General features: G+C 39.0%; 23 protein-coding genes and 1 riboswitch. Of the genes, 18 read left to right on the top strand and 5 right to left on the bottom strand.

Annotation, left to right across the window (positions count from 1 at the left end):
- On the bottom strand, window positions 1–2981 hold a 2981-nt coding region (locus IWB18_RS09605), incomplete at its 3' end, for a DUF7507 domain-containing protein (protein WP_195683404.1).
- Between the two features lie 421 nt (window positions 2982–3402).
- On the opposite strand from IWB18_RS09605, the gene IWB18_RS09600 reads away from it, so the two are divergent.
- The 5 genes from IWB18_RS09600 to IWB18_RS09580 all read left to right on the top strand — a co-directional run bounded on the left by IWB18_RS09600 (window position 3403) and on the right by IWB18_RS09580 (window position 7253).
- A complete protein-coding gene (locus IWB18_RS09600) occupies window positions 3403–4155 on the top strand; it encodes an ABC transporter ATP-binding protein (RefSeq protein ID WP_195683403.1) in 753 nt (250 codons plus the stop codon).
- Window positions 4136–5056 (top strand): SufB/SufD family protein, encoded by a 921-nt coding sequence (locus IWB18_RS09595; protein ID WP_195683402.1) that lies wholly within the window; start codon window positions 4136–4138, stop codon window positions 5054–5056. Before IWB18_RS09600 ends, IWB18_RS09595 begins: the two co-directional genes overlap by 20 nt.
- Window positions 5057–5162: 106 nt before the next feature.
- Entirely contained in the window at window positions 5163–5627 is a 465-nt protein-coding gene (locus IWB18_RS09590) for a hypothetical protein (protein ID WP_195683401.1), read from the top strand.
- 104 nt (window positions 5628–5731) lie between these two features.
- On the top strand, window positions 5732–5992 hold the full coding sequence (locus IWB18_RS09585; protein ID WP_195683400.1) for a hypothetical protein: 261 nt from the start codon (window positions 5732–5734) through the stop codon (window positions 5990–5992).
- Window positions 5993–6149: 157 nt separating this feature from the next.
- Entirely contained in the window at window positions 6150–7253 is a 1104-nt protein-coding gene (locus IWB18_RS09580) for a uroporphyrinogen decarboxylase family protein (protein WP_195683399.1), read from the top strand.
- A 56-nt stretch (window positions 7254–7309) separates the two neighbouring features.
- Here the strand turns inward: IWB18_RS09580 and IWB18_RS09575 are convergent, their stop codons facing one another.
- Together IWB18_RS09575 and IWB18_RS09570 are read right to left on the bottom strand one after the other, a co-directional pair.
- Window positions 7310–7858: a PadR family transcriptional regulator gene (locus IWB18_RS09575; protein WP_195683398.1), complete on the bottom strand. Its 549-nt coding sequence runs from the start codon at window positions 7856–7858 to the stop codon at window positions 7310–7312.
- A gap of 157 nt (window positions 7859–8015) precedes the next feature.
- Complete coding sequence (locus tag IWB18_RS09570; RefSeq protein WP_195683397.1) at window positions 8016–9965, bottom strand: oxidoreductase; 1950 nt, start codon at window positions 9963–9965, stop codon at window positions 8016–8018.
- A gap of 223 nt (window positions 9966–10188) precedes the next feature.
- Here IWB18_RS09570 and IWB18_RS09565 point away from each other — a divergent pair, with 223 nt between their 5' ends.
- The 6 genes from IWB18_RS09565 to IWB18_RS09540 all read left to right on the top strand — a co-directional run bounded on the left by IWB18_RS09565 (window position 10189) and on the right by IWB18_RS09540 (window position 15940).
- Complete coding sequence (locus tag IWB18_RS09565) at window positions 10189–10368, top strand: transcriptional regulator (RefSeq protein ID WP_195683396.1); 180 nt, start codon at window positions 10189–10191, stop codon at window positions 10366–10368.
- Window positions 10369–10454: 86 nt separating this feature from the next.
- Entirely contained in the window at window positions 10455–11213 is a 759-nt protein-coding gene (locus IWB18_RS09560) for a MerR family transcriptional regulator (protein WP_195683395.1), read from the top strand.
- 110 nt (window positions 11214–11323) lie between these two features.
- Window positions 11324–11989, top strand: coding sequence for a sigma factor (locus IWB18_RS09555; RefSeq protein WP_195683394.1), 666 nt, complete (start codon window positions 11324–11326; stop codon window positions 11987–11989).
- Window positions 11986–12981 carry an anti-sigma factor domain-containing protein gene (locus IWB18_RS09550; RefSeq protein WP_195683393.1) on the top strand — a complete coding sequence of 332 codons (996 nt, stop codon included), beginning with the start codon at window positions 11986–11988 and terminating at the stop codon, window positions 12979–12981. The genes IWB18_RS09555 and IWB18_RS09550 overlap by 4 nt, the downstream gene beginning before the upstream one ends.
- Window positions 12982–13096: 115 nt before the next feature.
- A complete protein-coding gene (locus tag IWB18_RS09545) occupies window positions 13097–13948 on the top strand; it encodes a glycerophosphodiester phosphodiesterase family protein (protein WP_207740802.1) in 852 nt (283 codons plus the stop codon).
- A 132-nt stretch (window positions 13949–14080) separates the two neighbouring features.
- Window positions 14081–15940 carry a molybdopterin-containing oxidoreductase family protein gene (locus tag IWB18_RS09540; protein ID WP_195683392.1) on the top strand — a complete coding sequence of 620 codons (1860 nt, stop codon included), beginning with the start codon at window positions 14081–14083 and terminating at the stop codon, window positions 15938–15940.
- 14 nt (window positions 15941–15954) lie between these two features.
- Here IWB18_RS09540 and zupT read toward each other — a convergent pair whose 3' ends face one another.
- Window positions 15955–16755, bottom strand: a complete 801-nt coding sequence (zupT, locus tag IWB18_RS09535) for a zinc transporter ZupT (RefSeq protein WP_195683391.1) — start codon at window positions 16753–16755, stop codon at window positions 15955–15957.
- Between the two features lie 262 nt (window positions 16756–17017).
- Window positions 17018–17200, bottom strand: a riboswitch (cobalamin riboswitch).
- 159 nt (window positions 17201–17359) lie between these two features.
- Here zupT and IWB18_RS09530 point away from each other — a divergent pair.
- Both IWB18_RS09530 and IWB18_RS09525 read left to right on the top strand, forming a co-directional pair.
- Window positions 17360–17899: a thioredoxin family protein gene (locus IWB18_RS09530; protein WP_195683390.1), complete on the top strand. Its 540-nt coding sequence runs from the start codon at window positions 17360–17362 to the stop codon at window positions 17897–17899.
- The gene (locus IWB18_RS09525; RefSeq protein ID WP_195683389.1) at window positions 17899–18201 is read left to right on the top strand and encodes a thioredoxin family protein; all 303 of its coding nucleotides are present in this window, start codon (window positions 17899–17901) and stop codon (window positions 18199–18201) included. Before IWB18_RS09530 ends, IWB18_RS09525 begins: the two co-directional genes overlap by 1 nt.
- A 49-nt stretch (window positions 18202–18250) precedes the next feature.
- Here the strand turns inward: IWB18_RS09525 and IWB18_RS09520 are convergent, their stop codons facing one another.
- Window positions 18251–19006 (bottom strand): DeoR/GlpR family DNA-binding transcription regulator, encoded by a 756-nt coding sequence (locus IWB18_RS09520; RefSeq protein ID WP_195683388.1) that lies wholly within the window; start codon window positions 19004–19006, stop codon window positions 18251–18253.
- Between the two features lie 183 nt (window positions 19007–19189).
- Between IWB18_RS09520 and IWB18_RS09515 the strand changes: the two genes are divergently transcribed.
- From IWB18_RS09515 to IWB18_RS09495, 5 genes are all read left to right on the top strand, one after another.
- Complete coding sequence (locus IWB18_RS09515; protein ID WP_195683387.1) at window positions 19190–20050, top strand: class II fructose-bisphosphate aldolase; 861 nt, start codon at window positions 19190–19192, stop codon at window positions 20048–20050.
- 12 nt (window positions 20051–20062) lie between these two features.
- Window positions 20063–21283 carry a zinc-binding dehydrogenase gene (locus IWB18_RS09510; protein WP_195683386.1) on the top strand — a complete coding sequence of 407 codons (1221 nt, stop codon included), beginning with the start codon at window positions 20063–20065 and terminating at the stop codon, window positions 21281–21283.
- Window positions 21284–21416: 133 nt separating this feature from the next.
- Window positions 21417–22862: a DEAD/DEAH box helicase gene (locus IWB18_RS09505; protein WP_195683385.1), complete on the top strand. Its 1446-nt coding sequence runs from the start codon at window positions 21417–21419 to the stop codon at window positions 22860–22862.
- 97 nt (window positions 22863–22959) lie between these two features.
- Window positions 22960–23271, top strand: coding sequence for a nitrous oxide-stimulated promoter family protein (locus IWB18_RS09500; protein ID WP_195683384.1), 312 nt, complete (start codon window positions 22960–22962; stop codon window positions 23269–23271).
- A 34-nt stretch (window positions 23272–23305) separates the two neighbouring features.
- Complete coding sequence (locus tag IWB18_RS09495; RefSeq protein WP_195683383.1) at window positions 23306–23881, top strand: GNAT family N-acetyltransferase; 576 nt, start codon at window positions 23306–23308, stop codon at window positions 23879–23881.
- Window positions 23882–23912: the final 31 nt, after the last annotated feature.

Below are 23912 nucleotides of genomic sequence, written 5' to 3'. Positions count from 1 at the left end.
GTATGAGTATCGGTCGCGGTTACAGAAGTGATGCCAGTAACGCCTGTAGCGTAGATGGCGGTGACTGTATTGGTCAACTCATCTTCCGCACCTTCGGTTTCCGTAACAACATGGCTTGCGGTTACGGTAGCCTGTCCACCTGCTGCAAGAGTTGCAGGGAACTGATCTGTCAAGTCGCCAAGAACATCGTCTATGACGCTTGTCCTGGTGAGCTCGATGTCACCTGTATTTTCAATAACAAATGTGTAGTTTACAGTATCACCTGTTTTTGACAGGGTATCTCCGGATTTTGTGATGCTAAGAGCCGGATGTACAACGTCGACGGAGGCACTATCGCTTCTTGTCAACTGGTTAGGAAGTCCCTCTACTTGGTAAACGGTGGTTATGATGTTGTCTACCGGGTCAGGATCTCCTGACTGAATTGCTCTGGTCATGGTTATCACGGTTGCATCTGCACCAACGGCCAAGGTAGCCGGGAACTGACTTGCTACGTCACCAAAGAGTGTGTCGGTTGCGGATATCAGATTCAACTGAACATCCCCGGTATTTTGAATGGTGATGGTGTAGGTGATCATGGCTCCTTCCGCACCGATGGTAGGTGCTGCCACTTTAGTCAAGGTGTAGTCCGGATGTACAAGCTGGACCGTATGAGTATCGGTCGCGGTTACAGAAGTGATGCCTGTAACACCTGTAGCGTAGATGGCTGTGACTATATTGGTCAACTCATCTTCCGCACCTTCGGTTTCTGTAACAACATGACTTGCGGTTACGGTAGCCTGTCCACCTGCTGCAAGAGTAGCAGGGAACTGATCTGTCAAGTCGCCAAGAACATCGTCTATGACGCTTGTCCTGGTGAGCTCGATGTCACCTGTGTTTTCAATAACAAATGTGTAGTTTACAGTATCACCTGTTTTTGACAAAGCATCTCCGGATTTTGTGATGCTAAGAGCCGGATGTACAACGTCGACGGAGGCACTGTCGCTTCTTGTCAACTGGTTAGGAAGTCCTTCTACCTGGTAAACGGTGGTTATGATGTTGTCTACCGGGTCAGGATCTCCTGACTGAATTGCTCTGGTCATGGTTATCACGGTTGCATCTGCACCAACGGCCAAGGTAGCCGGGAACTGACTTGCTACGTCACCAAAGAGTGTGTCGGTTGCGGATATCAGATTCAACTGAACATCCCCGGTATTTTGAATGGTGATGGTGTAGGTGATCATGGCCCCTTCAGCACCAATGGTAGGTGCTGCCACTTTAGTCAAGGTGTAGTCCGGATGTACAAGCTGTACCGTATGAGTATCGGTCGCGGTTACAGAAGTGATGCCAGTAACGCCTGTAGCGTAGATGGCGGTGACCGTATTGGTCAACTCATCTTCCGCACCTTCGGTTTCTGTAACAACATGACTGACGCTGACAGTTTCAGTTGCTCCGACAGCCAATTCAGCCGGGAACAAACTAGTCAAGTCACCCAAAACGTCATCGTTGACGCTTGTCCTGCTTAACGGGATGTTTCCGGTGTTTTCAATAACAAATGTGTAGTTTACAGTATCGCCTGTTTTTGACAAGGTATCCCCGGATTTTGTGATGCTTAATTCCGGAGCTGCCAACAAGTTGCCGAAGTTTACATTATGTTGCATCAAATTATCAGGCAAAGCCAGTTTAACGCTCCAACCAACGGGTGCTCTTTGGTCGCCTTCCAATTCGTTGCCGTAGCTTGGGTCATTTCCAATGTCCCAAGGCACTTTCCAATGTGAGTAATCTCTGCTGTAGGATGGATCGCTCGGATCTAAGTACATACCTTCTTCATCTTGCCCAAGGATCGGATAAACTTGAAGATACCCATCTTTTTGTACTTCAGTTACTTCGTATATCAAATTGTAAATAAGATGGTCAAAACGATAGTATCCATTGGAATCCGTTGTGGTTTTAAGTTCAAGATCAGGGATGTCGTACAAATCAAACCGCAAGGTGATTTCCCATCCTTCCAGTGGATTTCCCTCATTATCGTATTTGTAGCCATCGAGCATGCCCTCTACTTCGGCTACTGCCGGTAGTGGAAGGGTCTTGGCGCCGGTGCTGGTGCCGGTCACATCGTAAATCAAAGTTTGAGAATTAGACGGTGCACCATTGCTGAAGTTTCCTGCACCCGGTACGGTTGCACCTTCAAGGAATGCAGGCGTATATTGGTATCCACCCCATTTGGCGGTGGTGTTACTGTTAAATGTATAAGAATTGATCAACGGGACATCGGGAGTCAGTGGGTCTTTATCCAAGTCGTTCATATAGTTCCAAAGTGATGTCCTGGCTAAATGCATTTGAAAATAAATGACCAAAGGATCGTCACCCACAATATCAGGAGCTGAAGCTTTGATTTGATCCAGAGTAACAAACCAAGCCCTTGTGGCATCCCATCTAGTTCCTACGCTATCTGTTGATAAACCTTTTGCATAAGCACTGGATACGTTGATTTGTTGTTGGATTTCTGCTTCGGTCAAAACTACTTCTTCAAAATCAGCAAAGAAATATTCGTTGTTTTCATTTTGTGCGATGTTTGCTGAGCCCAAATCAGTGATAGGATAAGCGACTCCGGTCATATCGGGGAATCCCTCTGTATCGGTGAGAGCCCGATTGCTGACCGAAATATTTCGAATCATGTCGAAAAATATGGCGCCATACCCACCATAGAAGCTGAATTCACAACCGATTTTGGCTAACTCAGCTGGGCCATCCCATTGTGGATTGTCAATTATAAGTTGGAAGGAAACCCATTCTCCTTCCTCATAGGTTTTACCTACGTTTCCCGTGGTCCATCCTGAGCTGTAGTTGTTTATTGCGATTCCATAGGAGTTTGGTGTCAAACTGTTGACAACCGGAGCCGTTCGTGCAATCCCCGGTGCAAGAAGTTGTACCAGCATGATCAGAATTACGATGAATGCCAATCTTGCCTTGGACTTCTTTCCAATGTACGTGTTCGAGTACATTTTCTACCCTCCTTTTCACAATCACTTTCAACAGACACATAAACTCATGATTGCCATCATGGGCATCAACTCCATCATTTAGCAAATTAAGGCATAAAAATACCGACCTTAAGAATAACAATTCTCTAGGTCGGTTACGCTTCCAACTCCAACCGGATAAAGCGTCCAAATTTTTCCGGAATTCATTGTTCCCCATGTTTATTTGATTCACTAATTTTCTACCCTAGTGATTTTTAATTAAACAATCTGTAATGATTTTGAAAACCGTCTGTAAAACACTGAAATTCTTGCACAGTTGTGTTATTGATTATTTTTCCCCTTACCTTTAGTAACTATTTCCTAATTCCGATTAATTTGGTATACTATAAAATAGTGTTGATAATAATAATGTAAATAAGTGTAATATATTGGAGGTATTAAAATGTTGGAATTAAAAAATATTTCATTGAATGTCGGAAAAGACAGCAAGGATATCTTAAATGATGTCAGCTTTGATTTTGACAGCAGAAAATTATATGTGATAACAGGCCCCAACGGTGGTGGCAAGTCGTCGTTGGCAAAGATAATAATGGGCATTTATGAACCCACTCAAGGACAGATATTGTTTGAAGGTGAGGACATAACAAACCACGATATTACTCAAAGAGCAAAGCTTGGTATTGGTTACGCTTTTCAACAACCGCCAAGATTCAAGGGTATCAAAGTAAGAGATTTGCTGAAAATGGCCTCTGGTGAAACAGCAGATTATAAGCATATGTGCGCACTTTTGCAGGATGTGGGACTTTGTTCGCAAGATTACATTGACAGAGAAGTTGATGACAGTTTGTCAGGCGGAGAGCTTAAAAGAATAGAAATAGCCACCATTATGGCAAGAGATTTAAAGGTTGCCGTATTTGATGAACCGGAAGCGGGGATAGACCTGTGGAGTTTCCAAAAATTGGCCGAAACTTTTAAAAATATCCACGAAAAACACGATACCACAATAGTTATAATTTCGCACCAGGAGAGAATATTGAACTTGGCAGACGAAGTGATCGTAATGGCCGATGGAAAGGTGAAAGAAGTAACAAGCAAAGAAAATTTTTTCGCAGATTTGGAAAGAGAAGAACTGGACTGCATGTGTGGTTTGGACTGCAGCAAGGGGGTAGATAAAAATGTTGAACTCATTGGATAATGAACTTTTGGAAACCATAGCTGATCTTCACGAAATTCCTATGGGAGCCTATAACATAAGAAAAAACGGACAGAAAGAAGGACGAAATGTCACTGCAAATATTGACATTGTATCAAAAACCGACAAGGATGGTATTGACATAATAATCAAGCCGGGGACAGTAGGTGAAAGCGTGCATATTCCTGTTATAATGTCGGCAAGCGGTCTAAATGACACTGTTTACAATACTTTTGAGATCGGAGAAGGTTCAGATGTATTTATAGTGGCCGGCTGTGGCATCCATAATCCAGGGGAAGAAGATTCAGAACACGATGGAGTTCATGAGTTTTTTGTGAGAAAAGGTGCAAAGATGAAGTACGTTGAAAAGCACTATGGCGAAGGAGGCGGAAAAGGAAAGCGGATCATGAACCCAAAGACAATCATTGAAGTGGAAGAAGACGGCGTGGCCGAACTGGAAATGATACAGATCAAAGGAGTTGATGATACTCTTAGAGAAACAGAAATCCGCCTGCACAAAAATGCTAAAGTTGTGGTCACGGAAAGGTTGCTGACATTTAGAGACCAATTCGCAGATTCCAGAATAGTTATCGAGTTGTTGGGGGAAGGATCCAGCGCCCAGGTCATATCCAGGTCTGTTGCTCAGGATGATTCAGTACAAAAATTCTACTTTAACCTGGTAGGAAAAAACAAATGTATGGGTCACGTTGAGTGTGATTCAATAATAATGCACAATGCCAAAGTCTATTCGACCCCCGAGATATCAGCGCTACACGAAGATGCCAACTTGATACATGAAGCTGCAATCGGAAAAATAGCTTCAGACCAACTAATTAAGCTAATGAGTCTTGGCATGACAGAAAGAGAGGCCGAGGACAGAATATTGGCAGGTTTCCTTCATTAAAATACATCATAGAAGACATCATTGCCCTTCTCTTGACTGATTGAACCTGAAATTTGGGGTATAAATTAGATAATAAGATAAAATCCTATAAAGGGGAGGTATTGTGATGAGTCTAAAAGATAGTGTAAAGAAATTTTTTGGTACCGCAAAAGACAAAACTGAAGATTTTGTTGATAAGGCTGATGACAAAATTGATAAACTTAAGGAAAGAGCTGAAGACGTATTAGAGGATACCAAAGAAAAATTTGAAGGTGCAAAAGACCGGGCAGAGGACAAGGTCGAAGAGTTTAAGGAAAAAGCAGAAGACAAGTTTGAAAAACTGTCAAAAAAAGGCGATGATTTAAAAGAGAAGGCCGATGAAAAGGCGGAAGAAGTTAAAGCAAAGGCAGAAGATTTAAAGGAAGAAGCCGATGAAAAAGTTGAAGAAGTAAAAGACAATGCAGAGGACGAGGTTGACGAACTCAAGGACAAAGCCGAAGAATTGAAAGTTAAAGCTGAAGGTAAAATTGCTGAGGTCAGAGAAGACCTAAAAGAAAAAGCTGACGAAATCGATGAGGAAGTAAATAAATAAAATATTTAAAAATAAGCCGGTCTGTAGATCGGTTTATTTTTTACGTAAAAATCAAGGAACAAATATGCACAATTAGCGTCTAAACTTTTAAGGAGTTGATTAAAGTGAAAAAAATATTGATGCCGATATTGTTGATTTTAGTAATTTGGATCGGAATGTTTATTACGGATTACAAAATGAGCATAAATCTAAAAGAGCCCGTATTTGTTATACCGATTGAAACTGCTGACAGTGAAGGGCGCGAAATTTATCAGGGTTTAGGATATAAAGTATACGTAGAATTTGAAGGTAATGATAAAGAGGGGCAAATAATATCCGTGACAATGAAGATACTCAACAAAATAGTAGGTGCCAGCATTAGTTGATTGATTTTATTGTTGGGGATCAACTTATAGTCATGATTTTTTGTGCATTAAATTTAATTAGATAAAAAATATTTGTAAAAAACCACTCCTTCGGATATAATATTGTATAACGATATATATTTAAAATATATATCGAGTTAAAAAAGGAGGGGTTTGCATGACAGGTAAATTTATGGAAGTGGCGGCAAACAGAGATTATTCCAAAGATTGGCAGTTACCCGGAACTTTTCCGTGGATGGTACAGCAGCCGAAGGAACCAATTGAAAACAGGGTAGCAAGTGTAAGAGAAAACTATATCCGCTGCGTTAAAGGTGAAGAACCTTTTTGGATGCCGGCCTGGTTTTATGAATCTAATACCGTTTGGCCTGATGCAATGGAAGAACATCCTGTTCCGGAGCTTGACGGATACGACTGGTGGGGCGTGTATTGGCAAATGGTTGAATCTGCTGGCGGAATGATCACGAAACCCGGTACTAGAACGATTTCTGACTTTTCCAAGTGGAAAGAAGATACGCAATGGCCGGATCTGTCAGTCGTTGATTTCAAGACTGACGGAGAAAAAATCCAAAAGGGATACGATCCTGACCGACCTCATATATACGAATGCGTAGAAGGGATCTTTGAGCGGTTGCATGAAATGATACCTTTTGAAGAGAGCTTGATGGCTTTTTACGAAGAACCGGAATTATTGGAAGAATTTTTCCAAAAGATGGCAGATTACAAAATCGAGTCATGCCAAAAAATATTTAAATATTACGGTAGAGTAGACGGCGTATGTTATCATGATGACTGGGGAACCCAAAGAGCCGGTTTTTTTTCAAATGAGATGTTCAGAAATCAGATAATGCCGTCAACAAAAAGATTTCTGGATTTTCTTAAAAGAGAGGGCAAGTTCATAGAACTTCATTCTTGTGGAATGAACGTTCAATATGTTCCGGAGATGATAGAAATGGGAATAGACATGTGGACCCCGCAATTTTTCATTAATGATCCTGATATGCTTCACTCCAAATATGGCAGAGAGATGACATTTACGTTCCCGCTGTTTATTCAGCCGGATTGGAAAGAAAAGGATATCAGAAAAGCAGTGGATGATTTTGTAGACAAATACGGAGAAAACGGCAGAGTTATGTGCTTTATAATGACCGAAGACCAAAATGCAGAAAAGGAAGCCATTGCCAGAGACGAATTATATAAATATTCATTGGAATACTACAACAAGCTCTACGGAAGAGAAGAAAAAATAGAAAACATGGCTTAAGTGTCAACAATATGGAATTGAGGCTGATACTCCCCACATAACGAGATCAGCCTTTACTAGTTGTTCTCCATTTCGGAGATACATTCTTCGAGCCACTGGATATATGTTCGTTCTCTCATAATGGCGCCTTTTAAAACAATGTAGTCTCCATATTTTGCAGATCCTATTTTCCCCAGTTTTTTTGCATAAGGGTGATCTTTCATGGTGTTTTCCAACTTTTTCAACTTTTCAAGCCGCTGAACCAGCTGGTAGTTGAAATGGTTTATCATAAGAGATTTGTCCATTGATTCAATAAAGTAGGTCTTTAATCTGAAAATATCCTTGGGCGTAGGCTCGAGAAGGTCCTGCTCTCTAATCCAGGATATAAAATCAGATCTGCCTTCATCGGTTATTGAATATAGTTTTTTTTCCATCTTTTCGCCTTGAATCACCGTAGTGTAGGTTATCAGCCCTTCTTTAGTCAACTTTTTCAGTTCTGGATAGATCTGGCTATGGCTTGCATACCAAAAATTTACAAGGTCGGTATTGAACTCTTTCATTAGATCGTAACCGGTCATGGAATTTCTGTTGATCAGTCCGAGTATAGCGTATTTTAATGTTCTCATTTTGGCCCTCCGAATAGTTGCTTTTAAATGCATCGAATTTAGTTTACACCACCATTTGCATTTTAAGCAATCGTTTTGGTTAAATTTGAATTTTATAAAATTAATGCCGGACTTCCAATCAGAAATCCGGCTAAGATTTAAATTTTGAAAAGTTGGTTTAAACGTCCATTGCAGCGTGGTGCCCTTGATAGATTGCCTGGGTGATATCGGCGACTTTTACGCAGTCACCTACTTGTGATACTACAGTAGCGCAATCAATAAGTTCATCTACAATATTTCTTCTCGATTTTTGTCCTAAAGCGCAAATAACAGTCTTTCCCGGAACAAGTTGTTCTTGCCCGTTTTTATCGGAACAGACAACACCATCTTCAGTAACACAAAGACCTCTATATTCTGTGAGAACTTCAATGCCCTGGTCTTCGATTTCTTTCAACAATATAGGACGATGTCTTATGTTCGCATCAGGTGCAAGTTCAGCTCTCATTTCAACCAAATGGACTTTTTTGCCTTCTCGCGCCAAGTGAATGGCGGCTTCTGATCCGGCGAGCCCACCGCCTAGCACTACCACTTCATCGGCAACTTTGTCAGCATGAAGATGATAATCATTTACGACTATTACATTTTTGCCGTCAAGACCTGGTATTGCTGGCAGCAAAGGTTCTGATCCTACAGCTATAATTAAAGCATCGGCATTTTCATTTTCCGCATATTCTTTGGTCACTTCGGTATTCAATCTGATTTCTACACCGGCATCTTTCACGAGTTTTCCTAAAGTTACGCCGAGTTTGTACATTTCGTATTTAAACGGTATGGCCTGCTCGCCGACTAAAATTCCACCAAGTTGATCTGATTTTTCACAGAGTACTACTTCATGTCCCCTTTGAGCAGCTGTAAGGGCTGCTTTCAATCCCGCAGGACCTCCACCAGCTATCAAAACTTTGCGTTTAACAGGTGCTGGTTGAATTTCCATGCCCTCTATTTCTCTTCCTATGTATGGGTTGATCGAACAACGTCTTGTCGATGTGACAGCTCTTTCAGCCATGCAAACAAAACATCTCATGCAGTGAAGGATATCTTCGTCTTTGTTTGTAACAACTTTTTTTGGAAGTTCGTGATCTGCAAGTAATGCCCTGGCCATTTCAACCACGTCCGCCTTGCCAGAAGCAATTATTTCCTCCATCATATCCGGATCATTTAGTCCGCCTACTGTGGCTACAGGAACACTTACGTGTTTTTTGATTTCTGCAGCAAGATAAACGTTGCTGCCATGGGGTCGGAACATTGAAGGATGTGTTACACTGAATCCTCTTTGATAAGTTCCTGCTGATACGTGAAGAAGATCTATCTGGGGTTCCAGTAATTTGGCGATTTTGATTCCTTCATCCAAATCATATCCGCCATCAAAAAGCTCTGAACCGCTCATTCTGAATTCTATTGGAAAGCCAGGTCCAACTGCCTCCCGTACACTTGCCAAAACTTCCTGGGCAAACCTTACTCTATTTTCAAGTGGACCGCCGTATTTGTCTGTTCTATGGTTGAAATATGGGGATAAAAATTGATTTACCAACCAACCGTGTCCTCCATGGACCATTATCATTTCAAAACCTGCACGTTTCGCTATTTCGGCGCATTTTCCGTAGGATGCCACAATATCATCGATCAGTTCCTGTGTAAGCTCCTTGACCTCGAGTCCGTCAGGTCTGACGGTGGCACTGGGGCCCCATTGTGACAAACCCTGTTTTTTGTCTTTGTCTGTCAAATAAGTACCGGCATATTGGCCTGAGTGAGAAAGCTCTACGCTGGCAATTGCACCATGTCGACGAATGGCGTCTGCGGTGTAAGTGAAACTAGATAGAGATCCCACGGTTTTCAGATCCAGATGGAACATGTGGGAACCTTCTGTTTCAGGATGTACAACAACTTCGCTCACAGTAACGGCGCCGGCACCGCCTTTAGCTCTTAATTCATAAAAAGCAGTGGTTTTTGGACCTATGGTGCAATCGGCAGTGATGTCAGTACCACCCATAGGAGCCGAAAACATACGATTTCGAAAATTGACATTTCCGATTTTAATGGGTTTGCTCAAGTTCGGATACTTTCTTTGCATTAGGTTACTCTCCTTTGAATTTAAATTTTACCAAGCACTTTGTTTAACAAATATCAAACGTTATCGTTATTATATTAACTAAAACTCAACATGTCAATAGTGACATGTTTAATTATTAAAAAAAATTAGAAATATTCTAAAATGGGCTGTAAAATAATGTTTTGATAATATGTGTAGCGGGTATCAATGAAAACTGTAGACTAGCGTAAAGGAGTGAATCAAATTGAGTATAAAAGACGATGTATTGACGGCCATGAAAGAAGCAGGTAATCCTGTAAGTGCTGGAGAAGTGGAAAAGATCACCGGTATTGATCGAAAGGAAATTGACAAGGCTTTCAAGGAACTTAAAAAAGAAAATGCGATACAATCGCCGGTTAGATGCAAATGGGAGCCGGTGAAATAAAAAGACCTTTTGGTCTTTTTTTTATAAAAAGAATTGACATTGACGTTACGTAATACATTAAAATATATATCAAAGGAGGTGTTTTTTTGGAGTACACTATCAATAAATTGGCCAAGATTGCCGGTGTAAGCACAAGAACATTGCGATATTACGATGAGATTGATCTTCTAAAGCCATCAAGGATAAATTCTTCCGGTTATAGGATATACGGATCCAAAGAAGTAGACCTGTTACAACAGATATTATTTTACAGATCCATAGACATGAAATTGGATGAAATTTATCGAATCATCACATCCAAAGATTTTGATATTATGGATTCGTTGATTCAACACAGGAATAATTTATTGGATAAGAGAGATCAAATAGATGTTTTGATCGATACTATTGAAAAGACCATAGCAAATAATAAAGGAGAAATAATTATGAAAGACATAGAAAAATTTGAAGGATTAAAAAAACAAAAATTGGACGAGAACGAAAATAAGTACGGCAAAGAAATCCGGCAAAAATATGGGGAGAAAACCATAGAAGAATCCAATAAAAAATTTATGAAACTTACAGAGGAAGATTTTAGCAACATGGGAAAAATCGAAAAGGAAATGATAGAACTGCTATCTCAAGTATTAATTTCCGAGGACTTAGATTCAGATGAAGCAAAAAAAGTTTATGAAAAGCATAAAGCTTGGCTCATGTTCAGCTGGGGCACGTACACGCCACAGGCACACGCAGGTTTGGCTGAAATGTACGTTTTTGATGAGAGGTTTGCGAAGTATTACAACGATAAGGCTGGGGACAAAGCTGCGGGAACCCTCAGGGATATTATAATAAAATACGCAATATGAAACAAATGATATTAGCAGTCTCAAAACTTTATTGGGACTGTTTTTTTTGTTGCACTTAATCTATACTGTATAAACAAAGAAGGTGCATGTTATATTGTGAGGTGATTTAAATGCGTGACATCGACAAAAGAGTGATCGAGGCGGCTAACGACAGGGAACAAATCAGCGATTTGGTAAAGGAGTATGAATTCTTCATACTAAGCTCCGCCAGAAAAACAGTCAAGGGATACTTGTCTAAGGACATGGATGAATGGTCCGTGGCTTTGAATTCATTTGTAGAAGCGGTTCAAAAGTATGAATTTTCGAAAGGGAGTTTCATATCATTTGCTGAAAAAGTAATTCGAAGCAGACTTATTGACTATTACCGATCACAAAATAAATTTAAAATTGAATCAAACCTCGATGAAATTGAAGAGATGCCGGATTCCAAGGGTCCTAATTTAGATCTTCAAATGGAGATCGAAGCCGCCAACCAAAAATTTAGGAAATACGGATTTTCGTTTTTTGATTTGACCGAATGCTCGCCCAAAGCTAAAAAGACCAAGCAATCGTGCGAAGCGGCAGTTGCCTTTATGATGAAAAATCCCGTTTTAATCAGCAATTTGAAACAAAATGGACAACTCCCAATTAAAATAATTGAAAAAAATGCCGGGATACCCCGAAAAATTTTGGAACGTCATCGTAAGTACTTAATAGCAGTGATAGAAATACTTACTGGAGATTATGATTTTCTATCAGAATATTTGAAAAACTTTAAGGAGGATGCCGGAAAATGAAAGCAGTGGTAACGGAAATAAGAGATGAGTATGCAGCCCTGTTGTTGGAGGACGGCAGCTTCATCAAAGTAAAAAACAAAAATTATTTAATGGGAGAGGTTTTGGAAATGAATGAAATTAAAGTGAAAAAATCACCGAAATTTATCGGTTGGGTTTCAGCGGCAGCGGTGTTTGTAATGATGCTGGGTGTTGGATTGTTTGAATATTCGACTCCTTACTATTATTTGAGCATGGATGTAAACCCAGGCGTTGTGATGGAAGTAAACAGATTTGAAAGGGTAATTGGCCTGGAAGCTGTAAATGAAGATGGAGAGATGGTTATAGAACAATTGCAGCTGAAAAATAAAAACGCTGAAGAGGCAGTTCAGATGTTGTTTGAGTCCATTGATGATTCCGGTTATTTTAGTGAAGGCGGAAATGTGTATATAGGTGCAACATCTGAAAATCAAGAAAAAGCTTTGAATCTGGCTAACGAATTGCAAGAAGTGATAGAAGAAAAAATTGAAGAAAATGATGTGAAAGCCGAGGTTTTTTCTGGCGCAATAGGATATGAAATGGTTAAAGAAGCCAAAGAACTGGAAATAACTCCCGGCAAGTTGAATATAATTACGAATGTTCTGGGACAAGAGCCTACAGATGAAAATATAAAAATGTCCATCAAAGATTTAATGTCAAAATATAAAAACGGCAACCAGAACAAAAATCAGGAAGAAAACGGAAAACCTGACGATGTCCCCGCAAATAATGCATCACCCACGGGTATAGAAAACAGAAACAAGGAAAAAAATATGAATCAAATTGATGAAGAGATTCAAAATCAGGAACAAGTTCAAAATCAGGAACAGGAACAAGAACAAGTTCAAGACCCGCAAGCCAATCAGGAGCAGGAGAGGGATGGAGAGCAAGTTCAGGAGCGAATTCAGGAAGAAAGCCTAAATCCGGGAGAACCGGTCCAAGAGCAACAAATGCAGCAACAACCGAGATTTGATTGATTTAAAATATCATAAACAGGCAGTTGTCTTTTTAAAAGGCAGCTGCTTTTTTACTGGTATTAATTCACTAGGATAAATGATAATATTAAACTGAAGGATGATTGGAGGATTTTCCATGAATAAAAAAATGTCAGCATTTAATATATTAATATTATCACTTGGATTTGTGGGATTAAAAAGATATCTAAGATCTGTCGAAAGGTTAGATTATGATGAGTACGGATGGTTGGTGAATGAAAAGATAGCTCACCGCGGCATTCATGACAACAATGGAAAAAATCCTGAAAACAGTCTAAAGGCATTTGAACTGGCTATAGAAAAAGGTTGGCCCATAGAGCTTGATGTGGGACTTACTTCTGATGAGAAAGTTGTGGTAATTCACGACAAAAAATTGGTAAGGCTACTCGGACTGAATAAAGATTTGAGAGATATCACTTACGACGAATTGTCAAAACGCAAAATTTTAAAATCCGACGAGATTGTTCCTCTGCTTTCAGATGTTTTAGATTTAGTAAATGGAAAAATCCCTATTTTGATTGAAATTAAAAGCGATGGCAAAGCTGGTAAATTGGAAGAACTATTATTGGTTCAACTGAAGAGTTACAAAGGTAAATACGCTATTCAATCATTTGATCCATTATCTTTAAAATGGTTCAGAGACAATTCTCCAGAAATAGTTAGAGGGCAGCTGTCTGGTGATTTTGAAATCAACGATTATGAAAAGAAATATCAGGGGGAGCCTGAATTGCCGCTATATCAGAAATTGCTACTGAGAAATCTTCTGCTGAATTTTATGAGCAGACCGAACTTCATAGCCTATCAGATATCAGGAACAAGTTTCGATTTTATTAGAAAAATCAAAAGGCTTGGCGTTCCCGTACTTGGATGGACTGTGAAAGATAAAATTCAGTATGAAAAAGTCAAAGGATTATTTGATAATATCATCACTGACGATACTAGTTTTTGATGTGCTCAAAGAAGATGTGGATTTGCAAATTTTCATTTGAAATAGAAGTAGAACTTATGTAAGATTTTATTTAGAGGCAACTTTACAGAAAAGAAGTTGCATATCTTAAAATAATGGAAACAGGTGTGAAATATGGCTGAACATAAGAAAATTACATGTCCTTTGGATTGTTTTGATTTGTGTTTGATAGATGTTGAAGTGGAAGCTGGGAATATAATTTCCATAAAAGGAAATCCGGATCACCCGCTGACTAAAGGTGTAATATGCAGCAAGGGAAGAAATCATCTAAATCGTCATAACTCAAAAGAGAGGATTTTATCTCCAAAAATAAAAGTGAATGGCAGTTGGAAAAATGTCGGTTACTCTGAGGCTGTCGATGAAGTTGCCAAAAGGATCAAAAACATAGACTCGAAGGATATATTGTACTACACTGATTCAGGTCATGGTGGAATCAGCAAAAGTGGCGGAGAGATCTTTTTTGGCAATCTGGGACCTGTCACAACTCATAGAGGTTCATTGTGTTGGGATGCCGGAAATTACGCTTTAACGAAAACCCTGGGGGAACTTAGAGGGATACATTACTCGGAAGTGGCCGATTGCGACGTTTTATTGTTATGGGGTAGAAATGCGGTTGATACTAATTTACACCTATACATGTATGCGAAAAAGAACAATAAGAAAATCATATACATAGATCCAATCAAAACTTCAACAGCATCAGTTGCCAGTGAGTACTATCAAATAGCTCCAAACAGTGATTTGTATCTCGTAATTGGTATTTTGAAAATTATAAAAGAAAATATTCCGGGACTGAATGAAATCGATGGATCAGAAATTCTGGATGGATACGACATGGGGTCGATAACTGAAAAAACCAGTCTATCCATCGATCAGATAAGAAGTCTGGCGGATATTTTTATTGGAGACTTAAAAGTCATAAGTTATATTGGCTACGGTTTGCAACGATATAAAAACGGAGCTGAAACTGTGGAGGGAATACTAAAAGTTCACTACTACAGCGGCAAGTATAACCGTAAGGGGTGTGGATTTGCATACTCTGACAAAAGAGTTTCACGGAAGATCCATAAGAAGTTCAAAGTTGAAGGAGTTGAAAACATCACTTTTGTCAAATCCAAATTTGGCGAGTACGTCAATAAGAGAGGCGATTTGAAAGCGATATTCATTGAAAAATCAAATCCTGTAGTTCAATTGCCAAATACAATTCAAGTTATTGAGTCCTTGGAATCAATCCCATTCAAGGTGGGGATAGATGTTTTTATGACAGATACCATGAAAATGATGGATGTTGTTTTTCCAGCCCCGAGTGTCTTTGAATGTGAAGACATCGTGTCAACCTCCATGTTTTCACCATATTTACAATACACTCAAAAATGTTGCGATCCACCCGCAGAGGTAAAACCCGAGTATGAATTATTTCAAATGTTGGCAAAAAATATGAAAATGACGGGGTACCCGAATGTATCATTAGATGATTTTTTATTAAGCCATATAGAAACTATTTTGAATGAACAGTTTGTAGATTATAATGATTTCAAGAAAAAAGGTTGGATCGATGTAGACAAGAACAATTATAATATGGCTTCTATTGTCGATTTTAAGGATATAACTTTGAATTTTTTACCGAGAACCATCAATTTTGAGCAGGACACGCAGTATCCCATTCGGCTAATAACACCCCATTCTAAAAATTCTCTGCATTCCCAGGGCTTTAAGGACATAAATGATATCCCGGTAGTCTATTTGAACCGGGCTGGTTTCATTGATGGCCAAAAAGTTAAAGTCGTATCAAACTATGGCGAGCTTGAGTGCAAGGTGAAAATTGATAGAAGCTGTTTGGCAAATGTTGCTTATATTTATGAAGGTTATTGGAAAAAAAGCGGGATAGTAAATTCGGTTACTACAGATTCCTTTTCGAATCATGGAGATCAGGCTGCTTATTATGATACGTTTGTTAAAATAGAAGAAATATAATTTATAATCTATTTTCAAATAATTATCAAGCTGGCAGCCATAACGACCATACCGGATATAAGACCGTATATGGCTATATGGTGTTCACCGTACTTCTCTGCTGCAGGCAGCAATTCATCTAGAGAGATATAAACCATAATGCCTGCAACACCCGCAAAAATCAATCCAAACAGTTGATCGTTCATAAATCTCATTAGAAATAAAAATCCTATAAGGGCTCCCACAGGTTCCGATAATCCGGAAAGAAAAGAATATGAAAAGGCCTTTCGCCTGCTTCCAGTCGCATAGAAAATCGGTACGGAAACAGCTATCCCTTCCGGAATGTTGTGGATAGCTATCGCTACTGCAATGCTTATCCCCAGTTGTGGATCCTTTAAGGCACTGATAAAAGTTGCTATTCCTTCTGGAAAGTTGTGTATGCCAATTGCCAAAGCAGAGAATAGGCCCATTCGCATCAATGCGGCACTATCGTTGTTCATTTCATCCACATCTCTGATCTCATGGGGATTTTCACTGCTTGGAACCAGCTTGTCTATTAAGGCAATCAAGGCCATTCCGGAGAAGAAAGCCAAGGTAGCTACAAGTTGACCTTTTCCATCACCAAAGGCTTTTGTAAGAGACTCAAAAGCTTTTGGAAAAATTTCTACAAAAGACACATATATCATTACGCCGGCAGAAAATCCCAAAGCTGCGGATAAAAATTTTGTGTTTGTTTGTTTTGTGTAAAAAGCTAAAGCACTTCCGATTCCGGTAGATAGTCCGGCCAAAAGTGTTAAAGCAAAAGCAAAAATTATGTTACTGGTTGAAAATTCCATATGTGGACTCCTATGTTTTTTCATTTATTATAACATTTTTAAATGGGTAGAAAAACTCTTTCTCTCTATTATATTTTTTAAGAGGCAATTTAAAAAAGACTCTCTTATCAAAATACCGTAGCAGAGTATATCGAAAAGAGAGTCTTTCTTAAGATATATACATTACTTTGAGGAAGTAAATGTCAAACAAAAGTAAACCCGCATTCTCTATGAGAAAACGGGTTCAATTAACAAAACATCGTTGATTCCATCTCTCGTAGAATAAAACATTGATTCATTGGCAGGTGTTCTGACTCCAGGATCATCATTATAATCAGCCTTCCCAGTTTCCCAGTGGCACGTTTGATTACAACTACCCTGATACAGCGGCGGGACCGTGCGGGAATTTCACCCGACTTCCCTTTTAATCGACAATAATTGTCGAACCAAATGAAGAAGTATTAAGTTAATTAGATTATATGGTATATTTGAAGCGTTGTCAATCGTTTTCTACACAATAAGTTGTGAATAGAAAACTGGATAAAAAAACCTGTTTTGTTTATCTTTTTAGGTGTAATGATATAATCTAAGCAGGTAAGAGATTTTAGTTGGGAGTTGTAAAAGTATGAATGATGTGTCTAAAAAGTTAAGAAGTCTATACAATAATGGATTGTCGTATTTGGAGTTTGTTGAAAACGCCGAAAAATTGACGGCCGAAAAGCATCTTCACTATTTGGAAAAAATGAAATTGACAAAATCGGAAACGATATTGCTCGATGGAGTTTTAAGCGAGGTCAAGCTTTTGGTGTTTTGCGAAACAGATTGCAATGACTGTAGAGTGGTTCTGGCCACGTTGGAAAACATGAGAAGGATCAATCCTTTGATAAATTATAAAATCACACGGCGTGAAAACAATGTGGAAATCATGGAGAATTTTCATAAAGAAGCGAGAATCCCCATGATTATTAAATTGTCAAACGACAGCAGCGCAATTATTTTTCATGAATTGCCTGAAAAGTATAAACAACTTTCAGTTGGATCGATTGACGATGAAAGAGAACTTCTCAGAGTGAAATTTAGAAAAGGAAAGTTCAAGGACTTTATATTGGAACAGCTGATAGACGGAATCAATGATCGAAATATTGGAATAGGGGATGAAATTTAATGGATATAAAAATACTTGGCTCTCGATGCGCTATTAGCGATGAATACTATGAAGCAGTTGAAAGCATAGTAAAAAAAATGGGTTTGGATCATTCCATTCAAAAGATCGAGGACGAGGATCTGATGAAAGCATACGATGTTACTATCAATTGCATGTACGGTTATTGTCCGGGATGCAAATACAACAACGAAGGTTCAAATAAAAAACACACTCCTGCATTGGTCGTGGATGGTGAATTAAAGATTCACAGTGAATTCCCATTCGACGATGTATTTGAAGAAGTGTTTGCCAGCAGATATTAAGCTGTTTTTTAAATAAGTTATGTCATAAACAATAAAAGCAAGCAGTTTGCTAGTAAATAAAATCCATTTCCAGCTCGTATATTTTCTTTTGAAGTAAGGGTGTCAGCGGGGCATCGGAGATGATGGTGTCAATATCAGAAAACGGTATGCTTAAATAAAAACTGGAGACCTCAAATTTTGTACTGTCCACCAATAGTACTACTTCTTTGGAGTGTTTTACATAAGTTTTTCTTACCATGGCTTCGTCCTCAGTAAACTCCATTGCTCCGAATTCAGTAAGAGATTTGGCAGAAAGGAGAGCAAGGTCGGCATAGTATGAAGAAATAAAATCGCAGGCCACGGCGCCATTGACTGAAGAACTTCGAGAATGGACTTTTCCGCCGACACAAGTGATTTCAGCATCTGTGTTTTGTGACAACAGATGGGCAGTCAATGTTCCATTCGTCAAAATTTTCAAACCACGAAATTCCTTTAAAAAGGGAATCATCTGAATGACAGTAGTGCTCGAATCCATGAACAGCGTCATGTCATGAGATATGAAATCGAGCGCCAATTTTGCGATGTGCTTCTTTTTATCACTTTCGCTGACTTTTCTGAAATCATAAGGCAGATCAACAGCCTTCTTGTCTATGTAAGCGGCCCCACCTCTGATACGTCTTATAAGGCCTTCTTCCGAAAGTTCAGTCAAATCTCTCCTTATGGTTGCAGGACTGCTGAACAAATATTCTGACAGGTCCTCTACTGACATGTTTTTTTTTGATTTGAGTATTTCAATGATTTTTTGTTTTCGCTCAAATGGCAGCATATGGCCTCCTTGTGATTAAAAATGATCAAAACTTGTTTACTAAATTGATAATACCCTATAATTACCACCAAAATCAATGGAAATTTGATCAAAAATGATTATTTATATGATTTGTCGCCAAATATTTTAATTTGCCTCGAATAGGGGTAGAATGTAAACAAGAAAAATTTTGGAGGTTATGAAATGACTTTAGTAAATACCAAGAAAGTTTTAATGGAAGCAAAAAAAGGCAAGTATGCATTGGGTGCATTCAATGTGACGACATTAGATGCAATAAGAGGAGTCATAGCAGCGGCAGAGGCAGAAAATTCACCGGTGATCATGGAATACGCGGAAGTTCACGGTGATATTATAGACTTGAATACTATTGGACCGATAATGGTCAAGGAAGCTAAAGAAGCGAAAGTGCCGGTAGTGGTTCATTTTGATCATGGACAAAATCTTGATCTTATAAAACGTGCACTTGAGATTGGATTTACATCAGTAATGATCGATGGTGCTGAGTTGGCATATGAAGAAAATATCGCTTTGACTAAAAAAGTTGTGGAGATGGCTAAAGAGTACGATGCATCTGTAGAGGCTGAACTTGGAACCATGGGTAGCTCTGAAAGTGGTGAAGAAGTGTCAGGAGAGGCAATTTACACTGATCCGGCTGTTGCCAAGGACTTTGTCGAGAAAACTGGTGTGGATCTGTTGGCGGTGTCTTTTGGAACGGCACATGGACTCTACATCAAAAAACCTGTTTTGGATTTTGAAAGACTGGAAGAATTGAGCAGGGTTACTCCTGTTCCATTGGTTATGCACGGAGGCTCAGGATTGTCGGACGAAGAATATATCGAGTCGGTTTCCAAAGGAGTTTGCAAAATCAATTATTATTCTGATTTGGCCAATAAAGTGGCCAAGGAAGTCACGAAAAAACTCTGCCAGTACCAAGAGGAAGGCAAGGATGCTTATATCCACGATATTTCAAAATGGTCCATTGATGTGGTAAAAGAAGATGTTTCTTCAAGGATCAAGGTTTTTGGAAGTGCTGGAAAAGCTTAAGGAGGAAAACATATGAAGACAAAAGCTGTTAGAATATACGGAAAAGAAGATTTGAGACTGGAGGAGTTTGAACTTCCACAAATCAAAGACAATGAAATTTTGGCAAAAATCGTCGTTGACAGCATTTGCATGTCAACATATAAACTTGCAATGCAAGGTTCTGAGCATAAAAGGGTGACAAACGATCTGACAGAGCATCCAAGTATAATAGGACATGAAATGTGCGGAGAGATCCTGGAAGTAGGAAAAGAGTGGAAAGACAGATACCAGCCCGGTAAAAAATTCGTCATGCAGGTAAATCTGCCCAATCAAATGGAAACGCCGGGATACTCATATGAATACGTTGGAGGAGACGCTACTTATGTAGTAATACCGAACGAAGTTATGGCCAATGATTGTCTGCTTTCATACAATGGAGATACCTATTATGAAGGTGCTTTGATTGAACCTTTATCATGTTTGGTAGCTGCCTTTAAATCAAATTATCACGTGGGTGACAATGTAAAAGTTCATCAGATGGGGATCAAGGAGAACGGTGCCATGCTGATGATAGGGGCGACGGGTCCCATGGGTCTGTTGGGAGTAGATCTGGCTCTTCACGGAGACAAGAGACCTTCGAAGTTGATCGTGACAGACATAGATAGTGCAAAACTTGATAGAGCCAGAAAATTATATACATCTGAAGAAGTGGACGTAGAGTTCGTAAACACCAAAGATGTTGCGGATGTTGAAAATTTTCTTAGAGAGCTTTCCGGTGGAAACGGCTACGATGATATTTTCGTTTTTGCACCAGTACCACAACTGGTCACATTGGGCTCGGCATTGTTGAACACCGATGGTTGTCTTAACTTCTTTGCTGGACCATCAGACAAAAAATTGTCAGCAACCATAAATATCTACGATATACACTATAGTGATCATCATTACGTTGGCACCAGTGGAGGCGATACTGAAGACATGAGGGATGCCATTAGACTTATTGAAGAGAAAAAAGTAGATGTTTCTAAAATCGTGACACACATTTTAGGACTCAATGAAGTGGCTGAAATTACCATGAATCAAACAAAGCTTGGTGGGGGAAAGAAAATCGTTTATACTCACAAAGACATGGCTTATACGAATATCGAAGAATTGGGCGATCTTACGCCTCTTGGTAAAATAATCAAAGACAACAATGGTGTGTGGTCAAAGGAAGCGGAAGATTATATTTTGGAAAATGTAAACGAGATTTAAGGAGCGATCAGCTCCTTTTTTATTTGACAAGAGTATTTCGAAAAATTATGTTTTATAGTTGGAATATTTATGATTTAGTCGCTGAGAACCATCTGTGATATAATATCAGGATATTGAAGGTGAGAGGTATATGATGAATAATAATGATTTTTCAAATTTGGGAATTAAAAATGAAATTTTAAAAGCTTTGAATAAATTGGGATTTGACGCACCGACGGAGGTCCAGGAGAAGGTGATACCCCGCATTCTCGACAAGCAGGACTTAATAGTAAAATCTCAAACGGGTAGCGGAAAGACGGCAGCATTCGGAATACCACTGTGTCAAATGGTGGAGATAGAACAACGGAATCCACAAGTTCTTGTTCTTGCTCCAACGAGAGAGTTGGCTTTGCAGATAAAGCAAGACATCGGTAATATAGGCAAGTTTCGAAAAGTAAGAGCCTGCGCTGTATACGGCAGGCATCCTGTTCATTTGCAGGAGAGGGAGCTTAAGCAAAGAGTACATTTTGTTGTGGGAACTCCAGGCAGGATAATGGACCATATTGAAAGAGAAAACCTTGTTTTGTCCGATATAAGACATCTGGTGATCGATGAAGCGGATGAAATGTTAAACATGGGTTTTATCGATCAGGTGGAAAAAATATTGGATCTACTTCCGGAAGCGAGAAATACCTATCTGTTTTCAGCAACCATGCCGGATAAAATAGAAGAAATATGTAGCAAATACATGAAAGAAAGTACAAGAATAGAGATCGAATCACTGATCAAGGTGGAAGATAAAATAGATCAAATAGTGTATTTGACCGAAGACAGAGATAAAGAGGGCATTTTAAATAAAATCATGCAGGGTTATAATGCTGGAAGCAGCATGATCTTTTGCAATACTCGAGAAACCGTTGACAAGGTTGCCGATATTGTAAAAAAAAGAGGCTTTAATGTTCAGGCGCTTCACGGTGGAATGACTCAAAGAGAAAGAACTCAAACTATAAACAGCTTTAAAAAAGGATTTGTACAGTTTCTGGTGGCAACTGATGTGGCAGCAAGGGGAATAGATGTTGAAGATGTTACTCATGTCATAAATTATGAGTTGCCTTTTGAGAAGGAAAACTATGTACACAGGATTGGAAGGACAGGGAGGATCGACAATAAGGGAATGGCAATTTCTATTGTAAGCAACAAAGAGTTAATTAAACTTGGGATGATCGAAGAATACCTGGGATATCCCATTCAAAGTAAAAGTTTGAAGGAGCTTGACGAACTTGTCCTTAAATCTTCGAAAGAACCAGGATTAAAAAGGAGAAGAATAACAAAAAAAGACAAAAGCCAAGGGATCCAGAATGAAATAACACGCATAAGGATCAACGGGGGAAAGAAAAAGAAAATTCGACCTGCAGATGTAATGGGAGCCATTGGTAGCATTGAGGGTGTGACATCGGAGGATATCGGGATCATTGATATTCAAGACACATGTACGTATGTCGAAATTTTTCACAACAAAGGCAGGAAGGTCTACCAAGCATTGAAAAATACTTCGATTAAAGGAAAAATTTTTACTGTGAAGGAAATGAAAAAGAAGTAAACTTTGACGTCCAAAAATTAATTTAGAGTATGTTTTATTCTGATGAAAAATGGAAATAAGTATATTACATCAAACGGTTTTTTAAGCAGGGAGGCATATGAATTTGAAATCAAGGATCGAACGAGAAGAAGAGACGTTGATATCGATGATAGATATGTACTGTAAAAAAAATCACAAAACCAAAGTTATGTGCTTAGAGTGCAATGACCTTTCAGGTTATGCCGTAGAAAGGTTGCATAAATGCATTAAAGGCAAATCCAAACCCATATGTGGAAAATGCGAAATTCATTGTTACAAGCCCGAGATGAGGGAGAAAATCAAAAAAGTTATGCGAGACAGCGGACCAAGGATGATTTTTTATCATCCTTTACTGGCGATCATGCATTTGTTTGATACAATGATGTATTGATGCCAAAATATTTATTTATCGGAGATGAGTTGGAATGGAATGCCAAATTAAAAAATGTACTCTCAAAGATTTGTTCATATTGCAGGATATTTCGGTTTCGACTTACTATGATACATTTAACCTGACCAGTACAAAAGAGAACATGCAATTGTATCTGGATGGAGCCTACAATACAAGAAAACTGATGAATGAATTGAAGAATCCGCTTACAGAATTTTACTTAGTATACTTTGACAATGAACCTTGCGGCTATATGAAGACAAATGAAGGAGATGCACAGTCGGATATCAAGGATTCGGTCTCTTTGGAAATAGAGCGATTTTACATCGTAAAAAGATTTCACAGGAACAAGTTTGGGACTTTGATGATGCAAAAGGTCATGGAAATTGCAATTCAAAAGGGAAAGGAATATGTGTGGTTGGGTGTTTGGGAAAATAACCACAAGGCACAGAGATTTTATAAGAAATTTGGATTTAAGGTGTTTGGCAAGCATCCGTTCGTTGTAGGAAATGTTGAAGAAACTGATTTATTGATGAAAAAAATTTTGATCGAGAAAAACAGTGATTTGACCGATAGTAACGGAGAAAAAAACGACAGCCACAGCAATTAAAATTTAATATGCAAAAAATATTTTTAAAACT

It is taken from the genome of Alkalibacter mobilis (genome assembly GCF_015594845.1).
In the GTDB taxonomy this organism is placed as follows: Bacteria; Bacillota; Clostridia; order Eubacteriales; family Alkalibacteraceae; genus Alkalibacter; species Alkalibacter mobilis.
The sequence above is the reverse complement of the archived record's forward strand: the minus strand, read 5'-3'. Positions and strand labels throughout refer to the sequence as shown.